General features: G+C 54.9%; 13 protein-coding genes. 5 read left to right on the plus strand and 8 right to left on the minus strand.

Going from position 1 to position 12820, the window contains the following annotated elements:
* Positions 1–20: 20 nt before the first annotated feature.
* The 6 genes from eno to FAP39_RS17530 all read right to left on the minus strand — a co-directional run bounded on the left by eno (position 21) and on the right by FAP39_RS17530 (position 6535).
* Positions 21–1295, minus strand: a complete 1275-nt coding sequence (gene eno, locus FAP39_RS10160; RefSeq protein ID WP_138016289.1) for a phosphopyruvate hydratase — start codon at positions 1293–1295, stop codon at positions 21–23.
* Positions 1296–1465: 170 nt separating this feature from the next.
* A complete protein-coding gene (locus FAP39_RS10165; RefSeq protein WP_138016290.1) occupies positions 1466–2347 on the minus strand; it encodes a DMT family transporter in 882 nt (293 codons plus the stop codon).
* Between the two features lie 171 nt (positions 2348–2518).
* Positions 2519–3865: an HlyC/CorC family transporter gene (locus tag FAP39_RS10170; RefSeq protein ID WP_138016291.1), complete on the minus strand. Its 1347-nt coding sequence runs from the start codon at positions 3863–3865 to the stop codon at positions 2519–2521.
* A 47-nt stretch (positions 3866–3912) separates the two neighbouring features.
* Entirely contained in the window at positions 3913–4854 is a 942-nt protein-coding gene (locus FAP39_RS10175; RefSeq protein ID WP_138016292.1) for a site-specific tyrosine recombinase XerD, read from the minus strand.
* Positions 4855–4857: 3 nt separating this feature from the next.
* Positions 4858–6384: a hypothetical protein gene (locus FAP39_RS10180; protein WP_171006829.1), complete on the minus strand. Its 1527-nt coding sequence runs from the start codon at positions 6382–6384 to the stop codon at positions 4858–4860.
* Positions 6368–6535: a hypothetical protein gene (locus FAP39_RS17530; RefSeq protein WP_171006825.1), complete on the minus strand. Its 168-nt coding sequence runs from the start codon at positions 6533–6535 to the stop codon at positions 6368–6370. Before FAP39_RS17530 ends, FAP39_RS10180 begins: the two co-directional genes overlap by 17 nt.
* A gap of 109 nt (positions 6536–6644) precedes the next feature.
* On the opposite strand from FAP39_RS17530, the gene FAP39_RS10185 reads away from it, so the two are divergent.
* From FAP39_RS10185 to trpB, 3 genes are all read left to right on the plus strand, one after another.
* Positions 6645–7193: a shikimate kinase gene (locus FAP39_RS10185; protein WP_138016334.1), complete on the plus strand. Its 549-nt coding sequence runs from the start codon at positions 6645–6647 to the stop codon at positions 7191–7193.
* Positions 7190–8302 (plus strand): 3-dehydroquinate synthase, encoded by a 1113-nt coding sequence (aroB, locus tag FAP39_RS10190; protein ID WP_138016293.1) that lies wholly within the window; start codon positions 7190–7192, stop codon positions 8300–8302. The genes FAP39_RS10185 and aroB overlap by 4 nt, the downstream gene beginning before the upstream one ends.
* A 163-nt stretch (positions 8303–8465) precedes the next feature.
* Positions 8466–9674 (plus strand): tryptophan synthase subunit beta, encoded by a 1209-nt coding sequence (trpB, locus tag FAP39_RS10195; protein ID WP_138016294.1) that lies wholly within the window; start codon positions 8466–8468, stop codon positions 9672–9674.
* Positions 9675–9794: 120 nt separating this feature from the next.
* Here the strand turns inward: trpB and ssb are convergent, their stop codons facing one another.
* The gene (ssb, locus tag FAP39_RS10200; protein ID WP_138016295.1) at positions 9795–10322 is read right to left on the minus strand and encodes a single-stranded DNA-binding protein; all 528 of its coding nucleotides are present in this window, start codon (positions 10320–10322) and stop codon (positions 9795–9797) included.
* Positions 10323–10526: 204 nt separating this feature from the next.
* Here ssb and FAP39_RS10205 point away from each other — a divergent pair, with 204 nt between their 5' ends.
* Together FAP39_RS10205 and FAP39_RS10210 are read left to right on the plus strand one after the other, a co-directional pair.
* Positions 10527–11114, plus strand: a complete 588-nt coding sequence (locus tag FAP39_RS10205; protein WP_138016296.1) for a lytic transglycosylase domain-containing protein — start codon at positions 10527–10529, stop codon at positions 11112–11114.
* A 140-nt stretch (positions 11115–11254) separates the two neighbouring features.
* On the plus strand, positions 11255–12412 hold the full coding sequence (locus FAP39_RS10210) for a cytochrome-c peroxidase (protein WP_138016297.1): 1158 nt from the start codon (positions 11255–11257) through the stop codon (positions 12410–12412).
* Here FAP39_RS10210 and FAP39_RS10215 read toward each other — a convergent pair whose 3' ends face one another.
* Complete coding sequence (locus FAP39_RS10215; protein ID WP_138016298.1) at positions 12413–12748, minus strand: antibiotic biosynthesis monooxygenase family protein; 336 nt, start codon at positions 12746–12748, stop codon at positions 12413–12415.
* Between the last annotated feature and the right edge of the window lie 72 nt (positions 12749–12820).

Raw genomic sequence — 12820 nt, forward strand, 5'->3', positions numbered from 1 at the left:
TTTGATGATCCTGAGATGTCTTATTTCAGGATAGAGCGTCCTGCATATTCTGCAGTTTCACCCAAGGATTCTTCGATGCGGATCAATTGGTTGTATTTTGCCAACCGGTCAGAGCGCGCCAGGGATCCGGTTTTGATTTGGCCGCAATTGGTCGCAACCGCGAGGTCCGCGATGGTGGCATCTTCGGTTTCGCCAGAACGGTGGGACATCACATTTGTGAAGCCTGCGCGATGTGCCATGTCGACGGCTTTGAGGGTCTCGGTCAGCGATCCGATCTGGTTTACCTTGACCAGCATAGAGTTGGCGGAACCGCGCTCGATGCCCATGGCCAAACGGTCTGGGTTGGTCACAAAGAGATCATCACCCACCAGCTGAATTTTGTCGCCAAGCGCATCTGTCAGAGCCTTCCAGCCATCCCAGTCATCTTCGGACATGCCGTCTTCGATGCTGATAATTGGATAGTCGTTGACCAAAGCAGCAAGGTAGGCAACGTTTTCTTCTGACGTCAGGGCCTTGCCTTCGCCAGACAGAACGTATTTGCCGTCTTTATAATACTCGGTCGCAGCACAATCGAGCGCGAGGTAAATTTCCTCACCAGGTTTGTATCCGGCCTTTTCGATGGACTTAAGAACGAAATCCAGAGCTTCGCGTGTGGATGCGATGTTCGGTGCAAAGCCACCTTCGTCGCCGATACCTGTGGACAGGCCCGCCGCCGTGAGTTCTTTTTTCAATGTGTGGAAGACTTCCGAGCCCATGCGCACAGCTTCGCGAATGCTGGTCGCGGCGACCGGCATGATCATGAATTCCTGAATGTCGATGGGGTTGTCGGCATGTTCACCACCGTTGATGATGTTCATCATCGGCACGGGCAGAACGCGCGCAGACGTACCGCCGATATAGCGATACAAAGGTTGTGCGGTGAAATCGGCAGCTGCCTTGGCCACGGCCATAGACACACCCAAAATCGCGTTTGCGCCGAGGCGGCCCTTGTTGTCGGTACCATCAAGTTCGATCATGGCTTGGTCAATCGCAACCTGCTCGGTGGCATCAAAGCCGACCAGTTCTTCGGCGATCTCGCCGTTCACCGCGGCCACGGCTTCCAAAACGCCTTTGCCCATATAGCGTGCAGCGTCGCCATCGCGTTTTTCCACGGCTTCATAAGCGCCTGTCGAGGCTCCCGAAGGGACAGCCGCGCGGCCCATTGTGCCATCTTCGAGGATCACGTCGACTTCGACGGTGGGGTTGCCACGGCTGTCGAGGATTTCGCGGGCGTGAATGTCGATAATCGTGCTCATGAACTCTATTCCTTAGGAAAATGCATCAGTTGCGCGTTTCATAGCAGGGGTTGAGTGAATGTAAACGGTGTGACCGGCCTCAGCGGGATCGTTAGGGCTAACAGCGACATGTTTGCGCCAACGGGGTGGGCATTGTTGTACCGTGCGTGGGCGACGCTCGGCGAAACGGACTAGGCCACCTCAATGGGATGAGCCGCCAACCGTCGCTCACGCAAGAAGGTATACAGCCCCGAGCCGATAATCAAAGACGCGCCAAACAGCGTCGCAACGTCGGGCCGTTCATTCAGGAAAATTGTTCCGACCAAAATTGAAAACACCAATCGGCTGTATCGATACGGCGCAACCACCGATGCATCCGCAACGCGCATAGCGGTTACAATGCCCCAATACCCCATGGTGCCAAACAAAACCGCGCCGGCAAACATAGCAGACTGGGCGACATCAGGCGCCACAGTGGGTTTGTCTGTAAAGAGCAAGAGGATTGCTCCGGCAAAGACGAGCGAGCCAAAACCTTGAAAAGATACGACATATGCCGACACCGAGGCGTCAATTTTGCGGGTGATGAGATCGCGGAGCGCAACCGAAAAGACGGCCACAATGACCAACAGCGTGGCAGGTTCAAAACTGCTAAATCCGGGACGGATAATGCAAAGCACCCCTGCGAAACCGACGCCGATGGCGCTCCAGCGTCGCCAGCCGACATGTTCCCCAAGAAATATCGCCGCACCCATGGTAATCACCAAGGGCATGGCCTGAAAGACAGCTGCAACCGTCGAGATGTCCACAAGCGCCAGCGCGGAGGCAAAGGACATTGCTGCCATCGCTTCGCTGCAGGCCCGGATCAGAGCGGCACGCCCCCACGCTGCACGCGCCACCAAGGATTGGCCTTTCGCGATGGCGATGCCTGCAAAGATGGCACTGCTGAAAACACCAAGGATGATCAGAATTTGCCCCGTCGGCAATGAAACCGACAGCTTTTTGATAAACAAATCTTCAAGCGTGAACCCCGCCATTGCGAGGACCACAAGCAGAATGCCTTGAACGTTTTGCATGCGTGGGCTCCGAAAAAGAATAGCACCCGCGACAGAAACGCGATTGTTATTAACAGCGCAAGAATAATCCGTCTTGAACTGATGACGTTTCGTGGCGTGGCATATCACTGGATGTGAACGCTCGTCGCGACGGAGTCTGCTGTGTTCAGAGGTGCGCGTGCAAACCCATTTTTACAAAGGGCGAATCTTCAGGTTGGTCAGACGGTTCGCCTCTCGTCCGGTCACCTCGAATCGAAAGCCATGGAACGAAAAGACCTGACCGACGGTCGGGATCATTTGCGCTTCGTGAATTACAAGGCCAGCAACGGTGTTGGCCTCGTCATCCGGCAATGTCCAATCGGTGGCGCGATTGAGGTCGCGAATTGTCATCGCCCCATCAACCAAGAACTGCCCATCGTCCGAGCGCGCAATGTCAGGTTCGTCGCCAGTGTCGAATTCATCGGTAATTTCGCCAACGATTTCTTCCAGAATGTCCTCGAGCGTGATCAATCCCTGCAGCGCACCGTACTCGTCAACCACAAGCGCAAAATGCGAATGACGTCTCAGGAACTCGCGCATCTGGTCGTCAAGCGATGTGGTTTCCGGCACGAAATAAGGATCTTTGGCGACTTCGGAGATGTCGAAATCGGCCAATCCAATAAAGTCGGTCGTGGAGTCCAAGACTTTCTTGTGGATAGCACGCGACAGGTCTTTGGCGTGGATCACCCCGATAATGTTTTCGGGGTCATTCTTGAATACGGGTAACCGCGTGTGTGTGCTCTCCAAGCATTGGCTTAGGATATCAGCCGGATCATGGTCTGCGTCGACCATTTCAATGCCCGAACGGTGCAGCATGATCTCTTCAACCGTGCGATCAGACAAATCCAGCGCGCCCAAAATACGGTCGCGATCTTCTTTTTGAACGATGCCTTCAGAGTGTCCCAACTGAATGGCGCCGGCAATTTCTTCGCGCACTGCCAGAATGTGGCTGTCTGGGTCGGTTTGCACCCCAAACAAGCGCAAGATGATGCGCACAAACCAGCGTACCGCAGATACGATCGGGGCAAACACAGTCACGATCAAACTGATAGGGCGCGAGACATTGGCCGCAGCGGTTTCCGGCATTGTGATGGCATAGGTTTTGGGAAGCACTTCGGCAAATATCAACACCAACAACGTCATGACGAGAGTGGCAACCGCCACGCCAGATTCGCCAAAGGCCTGTGTAAACAACGCCGTCGCCAGCGAGGCGGCCAGAATGTTCACAAGGTTGTTGCCGAGCAAAACCGACCCGATCAGCCGCTCGTTGTCTTCGGTGATGTGCAGCGCGCGTGCTGCCCCCTTGTTGCCCTTGTCGGCTTGCGTGCGCAGCTTGCCGCGTGACGCCGCGGTCAGTGCGGTCTCAGACCCAGAGAAAAAGGCGGACAGCACCAACAATCCAATAATGGCTGCGGCTGTCATCCAAAATGCGGAATCCAGAGGTTGAGATGTTGCCAGAGCGGCAAGGGACTCGGAGGGGGCTTCAAGGGTCTTATCCATGTCCGAGTTATGGGGATGCCAAGCGCCATAATCAAGGGATGCGTGACCTATTTCGCGCGCTGGGATCCGTTTGAAAGCGGGTGATGTTCCATGACAAGGTCACGCAGCCGTTCATCAAGCACATGCGTGTAAATCTCGGTGGTGGAAATGTCGGCATGCCCCAACAGAGTTTGAATCACCCGCAGGTCTGCGCCATTTGCCAGCAAATGCGTGGCGAATGCATGGCGCAATGTGTGGGGGGTTACCTTGGCTGGCGCAACGCCAGCGGCCACTGCGAAGTCTTTCATCAGCAGATAGAAGTGATTTCGCGTCATATGTCCGGCTTTGCCACGTGAGGGAAAAAGCGACTTGGATGCAGGCTTGCCGTTTGATTGCGCAAGTTTTTGCGCTTCGTCTCGGATGGTAATCCACGCGGTAAGTGCTTCGCGCGCAGGAGGTGACAAAGGCACCATGCGTTCTTTGCCGCCTTTCCCTTGGACCAATAGCATATCGGGGTTTCCGCGTGTGGCAGCAACGGGCAGGGACACAAGTTCGGTCACACGCATACCTGTCGCATACAGCAATTCAATCAAACAGGTATTGCGCACGCGGTCGATATGCGTGCGGCCCGTGACGCGTGCGGCCTCAATCAGGCGATCGACTTCGGATTCGTCCAGTGTTTTAGGCAGGCGTTTGTCCTGTTTTGGTCCCTTGATCTGTAAGGCAGGATTCGTGTCGCGCCAGCCCTCTTCATAGGCGAACCGAAACAATTGTCTGATCGAGGACAGACGTCTTGCACGCGTGGATTTTGCAAGGCCTTGTGTGTCGCAAAATATCAAATAGTCTTCGATGTCGGCGCGGGTGGCTTTGGCAAACCTTCGCCCTTTTGATGCAGCCCAGTCCAGGAAACTGTTCAGATCATTGGCATAGCCGCTTTGGGTGTTTTGGGACGCGCCAAGTTCCGCTGCTTGCGCCTCGATAAATGTAGAAATCCATCTGCGATCCTCCATGCGTTATCCTCGCGTATCAAGGATGGCCGTTTGCAACGCTGCGCGGCGTGCCGTGTCTTCCAATCCTACGGCCCGGAAGATGGCGATGGCGTCGGTCAGGGCCTCTAGGTTTCCTGCGGCCCCGTCAGACATAAGGGACATGGCGCGCAGGATGACCTCTCCCAATTGTCCGCGCGCCAACATCGTGGTGATTTCTTGTGGGACGCGGGCGTCGTGAAACCCGTCAGAAATGGCGCGATGCACTGGATTGGTCGGCGTTCGCGGTGGGGCGCCCAAGGCAAGCATTGCAAGAAAATCACGAGGGCCTGTGCGTGCAGCGCGCTCGTAATCAGACGAAAGAAACGCAATATCACGCGCAAGCTTTTTCGTGACACCATTCAGCGGCAGACCCAACAAGCGCGCGCCAAACAGACTTGCAAATGGGACCTCGAGGTGGACAGATTGCATCGCCGCCCAAGCAGCCGGCAATGTCGCCGCCACGTTTTCAAGGTTTCGGGACTCTAGGGCTGAATCAAAGGACTGAATGGCGTCCACACGATCCCAGATCATGCCAGATGCCGAAGGTTTGCCCTCTGAGTAGATGCCCAGCAACCGGTTTTCATGCAAGGCACCCGTGCGCGCCAGACGTTCGGCGGATTCAAGGCGCGCTTTCCAGCCGGTGATGTCGCGCAGATCAGCATGCGCAAACGGACGTGGCAAGGTTGTGGTCGGATGGGCCTCTCCGATGGCTTCATACAGGCGAAACGTCAGGGGGGTGGGCGCATGCGCCGCGACAAGGATCGGTTGGTCGGCAAATGGCTCCGGGTCCAAGAAGCGTAGCAACAAGGCGTCTTGCTCATCCGTCAAAAGCCCAAGTGCATTTGCGTTGTCGAGCATCAGAGCCGCACTGTTCCAGTCGCCCGCACGCGCAGTGCAAAAGATCCGCGAGGCATAATCCGGCGCCAGATGAGGGGCCGCGAGAAGTGCTGAGCAGGCGGCGTCTTCCTGCCCCAAAAGCAATGTGACATCAAACCAACGCGCAAACAAAGACGGGGCAGAGGGGTCTGCACGTTCCAAAAGGGCGTTGGCCTGTTCGATGGCACCCAGTTCAACAAGCTTGTCAACGCGCGACTGCAATAGACGATCTGAAGTTCCCGCATCGTGCGGCGGGTTCGCCTCTGCCAGAAGCAATGTGTACAGCAGGGCTTGCACCGCAGGCAGGACTTCGGGGCGTTGGGCATCAATCAATCGTGCCAGTTCAAGGGCAGCGCTGTTGTGCCAAAGCGACGCGGGCAGGCCTGTGACATGGGACGGCAATAGCCCCACCGCATCACGGCCCGGCTGGTCAAGGGTGTCGACCGAAATATCCGGCGTGGTCGCGTTTTGCGCAATCGGAGGCTCTGATGGGGGCAACCCTATATCAAGCGTCACCGTCGGCGTTTCGTTCAACCAGTCAATCGCAGACAGTGGGGCATCCCCCTGATCTGCATATGCGAAACTGGTTGCCATCAGCGCGAGGGCACTTTCGAGAGGTTTAGCCTTCATTGCCATCAAGCGTAACCGGTTGGCGTATTTCCTGTTGTGGCGCAGAGAAGTCAGCGCCGAAAATGGGGCCCAGATACGCATATGCAACCAACCCGACGGCCCCAAGAACGACCAACACCAATATCAAGCGGATCAGTTTGCCCATCATATTCCCCATTTTTCTCTGCTCATTTTTTCCAACTTATAACTGGCCTTTTGCGTAAGATCACGTCATTCAATGACGAAAGATGAATTTTGGGCAAGGCTTGGCCGATTGCGGGCGAAAGATGGGATTGATGCTTAAGAAAACCGTGGTTTTAGTAGGCATGATGGGGGCCGGAAAAACGGCTGTTGGTCGCGCACTGGCACAGCGTCTTGATGTGCCTTTTCTCGACTCGGATGCCGAGATCGAAAAAGCAGCCAATATGAGTATTGCCGAGATTTTTTCCCGTGACGGAGAACCGTTCTTTCGCGAAAAAGAAGCGCAAGTCATTGAACGGTTGCTGGATGAAGAACGGGGTATTCTGTCGACAGGGGGCGGTGCCTATCTGGCCGAGCGCAACCGGGCGGTGATTTCCCAAAAAGGCGTTGCGGTCTGGTTGGATGCGGATTTGTCGTTGTTGTGGTCACGTGTCAAGCACAAGGACACGCGTCCTTTGTTGCGCACGCCAGACCCCAAGGCCACCTTGCGTGATATATTCAACGCACGTGTCCCAGTTTATCAATTGTCGGATTTGTCGGTCAAAGCCGCGCCACAATTTTCAATTGAAGACATGGCAGAACGCGTTGTTGATGTGCTTTTGACGCGCCCCGACGTATTGGAGAAAGACAAATGATGGAAACGGTGCATGTGGGGCTGGGGGATCGGGCGTATGATATTCATATCGGCCCTGGACTTTTGGCGCGCGCAGGAGAGTTGATTGCACCGATGTTGGCGCGACCGCGTGTGTGCGTGGTCACGGACGAAAACGTCGCTGCGCTTCATCTTGAAACATTGCGGGCCGGATTGGCGCGTGGTGGAATTGACATGGATGCGCTGGTCTTGCCTGCCGGAGAAAGCACCAAGAGCTGGCCGCAGTTCGAGCGCACTGTCGAATGGTTGCTGGCGCAGAAAGTCGAGCGCCGCGATCTGGTTGTGGCCTTTGGTGGCGGTGTGATCGGAGACCTGACAGGGTTTGCAGCGTCGGTTTTGCGGCGGGGCGTCGGGTTTGTCCAAATTCCGACATCGCTATTGGCGCAAGTGGACTCTTCGGTTGGCGGAAAAACGGGAATCAATGCCCCGCAAGGTAAAAACCTGATCGGAGCCTTTCACCAGCCTAACCTTGTGTTGGCCGATATTGATGTTCTGGGCACGCTGACGCCGCGCGACTTTCTGGCGGGGTACGGCGAGGTTGTGAAATACGGCATGTTGGGCGACCTTGCATTTTTTGAGTGGCTGGAAACGCAAGCGCCTGCCATGGCTGCCGGAGACGAGGCGGCACGGATCGCCGCGGTCAAGCGGTCTTGTGAAATGAAAGCCGACATTGTTGCGCGGGACGAAACAGAGCAGGGGGATCGCGCCCTGCTCAATCTGGGGCATACATTTTGCCACGCTTTGGAAGCCGCCACAGGATATGGAGATCGGTTGTTGCACGGTGAAGGTGTCGCAATTGGATGTGCCTTGGCATTCGAGGTCTCTGCACGGTTGGGGTTGTGCCCACAAGAAGACCCAAGTCGGGTGCGCGCCCACCTGCGGGACATGGGCATGAAGGTTGATCTTGCTGACATTGAAGGTGATCTGCCGGATGCCGATGGGCTGCTTGACTTGATGGGCCAAGATAAAAAGGTCGTCGATGGCCAGCTGCGGTTTATTCTGGCACGTGGAATTGGGTCTGCTTTTGTGACGGGGGATGTGCCGCGCGATGTGGTGAAAACCGTTCTGCAAGAGGCCTTGGCACAGCGTTGATAATGCGTTGATACAGCCGCATTGATGACCGTATCGAACGGTCGTCAACGCGGTCCATCTGCATGGACGGCGCGCCAATCGGGTGGCGCGGCAAAACGCCCCATCACATGTGCTGAAACTTTGGGCAAGAGTTCCTCCTGAACAAATTTGAAGGAATGGAACCATGTCGTCTTATCTCAAAAGTACCCCCACACGTGACGGATATTTCGGGGAGTACGGAGGGGCCGACCTGCCGCCCGTCTTGGAGCCGCATTTCAAGGCGATTGCCGAGAGCTATGACAAAATTTCGAAGTCGTCCGAGTTTATTCGGGACCTGCGCTATATTCGCACGCATTTCCAAGGGCGACCGACGCCGATTTCCTATCTGAAAAACCTTTCAGATATGGCTGGTGGTGCGCAAATTTATGCAAAACGCGAGGATCTGAACCACACGGGCGCACATAAGTTGAACCACTGTATGGCCGAGGCGTTGTTGGCCAAGCATATGGGCAAAACCAAGTTGATGGCGGAAACCGGCGCGGGGCAACATGGTGTGGCGCTGGCCACTGCGGCTGCGTATTTCGGAATGGAATGCGAAATCCATATGGGCGAAATTGATATCGCCAAAGAAGCACCAAACGTCACCCGGATGAAACTGTTGGGAGCCACTGTCGTGCCCGTCGGGTTTGGTGGTCGCTCCCTGAAAGAGGCGGTGGATTCCGCATTCCAAGCGTATGTCCCTCAGGCTGATACTGCCTTGTTTGCAATCGGGTCTGTGGTGGGGCCACACCCGTTCCCCAGAATGGTGCGGGATTTTCAGCATGTCGTTGGCATTGAGGCAAGAGAGCAGTTTATCGAAATGACGGGCGGATTGCCGGATATGGTTGGCGCGTGCGTTGGTGGTGGATCAAACGCCATGGGCATCTTTGCCGGCTTCATTGATGATGAAGATGTCGCGCTGTATGGTGTAGAGCCGATGGGCACATCATCCAAGCTTGGCGAGCATGCCGCGACCATTTCTTTTGGCGAAGACGGAGACATCCATGGTTTCCGCACCATGGTGCTCAAGGACGAAAATGGTGAACCCGCACCCGTACATACGGTGGCGTCCGGGCTTGATTATCCGGGTGTTGGGCCAGAACACGCCCATTTGTACCGGACCGGACGTGCAAATTATACGTCGGCGAACGACAAAGAAGCCTTGGACGCATTTTACGCACTGTCGCGTAAAGAAGGGATCATTCCCGCACTCGAAAGCGCGCATGCCGTTGCGTTTGCAATGCGTGAGGCGTCACAAAATCCAGGTAAATCTATCCTGATTAACCTGTCTGGACGCGGTGACAAAGATATCGATTATGTCACTGAAACATATGGGTTTGGGGATGCAGAGTAAGCCTTTGGTTTACTTTGACGTCTTGTTCACAACGACAAAGGGCTGGCAAGTGCCAGCCCTTTGTTTTTGTTTCAGAAAGTCGATAGATTTATAAATCTACTGCTTACTCGTTTGTTGTAATTAGAATGGAATTTCGTCATCCAGATCACGTGAAGGGGCTCCGCCGCCATGACCGCCGCCACCTTGTGGTCCGCTGTCATATCCGCCGCCATAGCCGCCACCTTGTTGTGGGCCGCTGTCGTACCCGCCGCCATAGCCACCGCCTTGGCCTCCGCCGCCACCTTGGCCGCCGCCGCTTCGGCCATCTAGCATGACCAATGTGCCGTCAAACCCCTGCAACACAATCTCGGTGCTGTACTTGTCTTGGCCGGATTGGTCCTGCCATTTGCGGGTTTGGAGTTTGCCCTCGAGATAGACTTTGGAGCCTTTGCGCAAATACTGCTCTGCAACCCGTACCAAGCCTTCTTGGAAAATGGCGACGCGGTGCCACTCGGTGCGCTCGCGGCGCTCGCCGGTATTTTTGTCTTTCCATGTTTCAGAGGTCGCGATGCTCAGGTTGCACACTTTGCCACCGTTCTGAAAGCTACGCACTTCTGGATCGTTTCCCAGATTTCCGACCAGAATGACTTTGTTGATAGAGCCGGCCATGCGGTCCCCCCTCAGATTCTTTTTCGTGATGAACGCCATCATAGACCATTCAAGAGACGTGATTGAAAGCCGCTTTTCACAGAAACCCACAGAATTTCTGCGCGAAAAGATGCTTTGGACGGCCTTGTTTGATAGGGCGACTGGAAAAACCCAAGAAATAGCGTATATTGCCCGCAAGAAAAGAGCAGAGGCAGGCAATCACGCATGAAGCGTTTGATTTATAGTGGGCTGGCATTGGCATTGATTTCTGCATTCCCTGCGGGAGCAGCGGATTATCTGTCATCCAAGTCCAACAAAAAGCTGTTCCGGTCTCAGACCAAAGTGCTCGATACGCGTGCCAAGCAACAATACAAAAACTCTGTCCGCCTCAAGCCAAAGCCCATCTATACGCCCAGCAAGTGGGGGGATGGCAGCTATCAAGGTAAATACAATGGCCCGTATCTTGCAATGGCGCGTGAAGCTGCCTTGCGAAATGGTGTGCCGGTCGACTTGTTTCTCAAGCTTGTTCAGCAAGAGTCGAATTGGAATGCGTCGGCGAAATCGCACAAAGGTGCACTTGGCTTGGCCCAGTTGATGCCTGAGACGGCCCGCAGGTTGCGGGTCGATCCGCTGGATCCGCAACAGAATTTGGATGGGGGGGCAAGGTATCTTGCCAAACAGTATCGCAAGTTCGGTTCTTGGCGGTTGGCATTGGCGGCGTATAATGCCGGTCCGCAGGCCGTAAAAAAATACGGTGGCGTTCCCCCGTATGAGGAAACGCGAAAATACGTGCGCATCATCTGGGGAAGTTAATCAACGATACGACTTGGCTTGAGGTATCATGGGCTTAATCTAATAGTTGATTAAAATAGTCGGAAATTGTTCTAGATCAAATTCTCGATTTGTGAAACATGTATTGTCACCCTCAAGCTACCAATTCAAAAGGACATGACATGCGACGGTTGACCAATTGGGTTCTGGCGGGAACGCTTTCGGGTATTTTGGGGGTGCCAACGCTTGGATATGCCGAAAATCGCTATGACAGCCTTGAGGCGCTTGGCGAGGCATTGTTTTTTGATGTAAATTTGTCTGCCAATCGCACGCAATCTTGTGCGACGTGTCACGATCCAGAATACGGGTTTGTTGACCCCAGAGAAACGGCCGCGGGCAAGGCGGTGTCACTCGGAGATGACGGCGAGTCACTGGGCGACCGTACAGCACCGACCGCTGCATATGCGGCGTTTACGCCCGATTTTCACCGGAACAAAGACGGCAAATACGTCGGCGGTATGTTTTGGGATGGGCGCGAGGCCGATCTGGAGGGGCAGGCGGGCGGCCCTCCGTTGAACCCGATTGAGATGGGAATGCCTAACAAAACCTCCGTGGCGGATCGGTTGCAGGAAAATGCGGACTATGTCCGTGCGATGCAGAATTTGTTTGGTGCAGATGTGTTTGCGCAAGCCGATCAAGCCTATGATGGGATGACAAAAGCGATCGCTGCGTTTGAGCGCACAGAGGTTTTTGCACCGTTTGATTCTAAATACGATCGCTATTTGCGCGGCGAGATCGCGCTGTCAAAACAAGAAGAGTTGGGGCGGGTGCTGTTCTTTTCCGAGCAATTTACAAATTGCGCGCTGTGTCACCAGTTGCGCACCAGCGCAATTGACCCGCAAGAAACGTTTTCGAATTATGAATATCACAACATTGGCGTGCCAGTGAATCACAAGGTGCGTGCGCAAAATGGTGTGGCGCAGGGGTTTGTGGATACTGGGCTGATCTTGAACCCATTGGTGGATCATGCCGCAGAAACAGGCCGCTTCAAGGTGCCGACTTTGCGCAACGTGGCTGTGACGGGGCCCTATATGCACAATGGTGTGTTCGAAGACTTGCGCACAGTTGTGTTGTTTTACAACAAATACAACAGCAAAGCCAAAGCCCGCCAAATCAATCCCGAGACCGGAAAGATGTGGCGCATGCCCGAGGTGGCAAAAACACTTTCAGTCGCAGAACTGACCGAGGGGCCCGCGTTGGATGATCAGCGGATCGATGCGCTGGTGGCCTTTATGAAGACCCTCACGGATGCACGGTACGAACACTTGCTAGAAGACTAGTTAGCGCCCTGTTGGACCCTCATAGGCGCGTTCAACTTTGGCAATACGCACGGTGTAATGATCGTACCACCGTGTTTTCCCAAGCTTTTGCGCCAAAAGATGCGTACTCACGTCTTTCCAAGCTTTCAGGCTGGTCTCATCCTGCCAATAGCTGACCGTGATGCCAAGCCCATCGGCATCTCGAGTGCTTTCAACGCCAAGGTACCCGGGCTGTTGCGCAGCAAGGTCGCCCATATCTTCGGCCATCGCGTCATATCCGTGATCTCCGGCGGAGCGCAAAGCGGTGAAGATGACAGCATAATATGGCGGGTCGGGAAGGGGGGCAAAGCGTGACATGTCATAAACTTATGGGGGGGGCACAAAGATGGCTACACGTCATCGGGTGACCTTGCAATACAGGTAACGCGT

This window comes from Shimia litoralis, assembly GCF_005518135.1.
GTDB lineage: Bacteria > Pseudomonadota > Alphaproteobacteria > Rhodobacterales > Rhodobacteraceae > Shimia_E > Shimia_E litoralis.

Bases quoted from the DNA above. Each gene is read 5' to 3' on its own strand.
- eno (WP_138016289.1), bottom strand. From the start codon at position 1,295: ATGAGCACGATTATCGACATTCACGCCCGCGAAATCCTCGACAGCCGT.
- FAP39_RS10165 (WP_138016290.1), bottom strand. From the start codon at position 2,347: ATGCAAAACGTTCAAGGCATTCTGCTTGTGGTCCTCGCAATGGCGGGG.
- aroB (WP_138016293.1), top strand. From the start codon at position 7,190: ATGATGGAAACGGTGCATGTGGGGCTGGGGGATCGGGCGTATGATATT.
- FAP39_RS10185 (WP_138016334.1), top strand. From the start codon at position 6,645: ATGGGATTGATGCTTAAGAAAACCGTGGTTTTAGTAGGCATGATGGGG.
- FAP39_RS10210 (WP_138016297.1), top strand. From the start codon at position 11,255: ATGCGACGGTTGACCAATTGGGTTCTGGCGGGAACGCTTTCGGGTATT.
- FAP39_RS10205 (WP_138016296.1), top strand. From the start codon at position 10,527: ATGAAGCGTTTGATTTATAGTGGGCTGGCATTGGCATTGATTTCTGCA.
- FAP39_RS17530 (WP_171006825.1), bottom strand. From the start codon at position 6,535: ATGGGGAATATGATGGGCAAACTGATCCGCTTGATATTGGTGTTGGTC.
- ssb (WP_138016295.1), bottom strand. From the start codon at position 10,322: ATGGCCGGCTCTATCAACAAAGTCATTCTGGTCGGAAATCTGGGAAAC.
- FAP39_RS10180 (WP_171006829.1), bottom strand. From the start codon at position 6,384: ATGGCAATGAAGGCTAAACCTCTCGAAAGTGCCCTCGCGCTGATGGCA.
- FAP39_RS10170 (WP_138016291.1), bottom strand. From the start codon at position 3,865: ATGGATAAGACCCTTGAAGCCCCCTCCGAGTCCCTTGCCGCTCTGGCA.
- FAP39_RS10215 (WP_138016298.1), bottom strand. From the start codon at position 12,748: ATGTCACGCTTTGCCCCCCTTCCCGACCCGCCATATTATGCTGTCATC.
- trpB (WP_138016294.1), top strand. From the start codon at position 8,466: ATGTCGTCTTATCTCAAAAGTACCCCCACACGTGACGGATATTTCGGG.
- FAP39_RS10175 (WP_138016292.1), bottom strand. From the start codon at position 4,854: ATGGAGGATCGCAGATGGATTTCTACATTTATCGAGGCGCAAGCAGCG.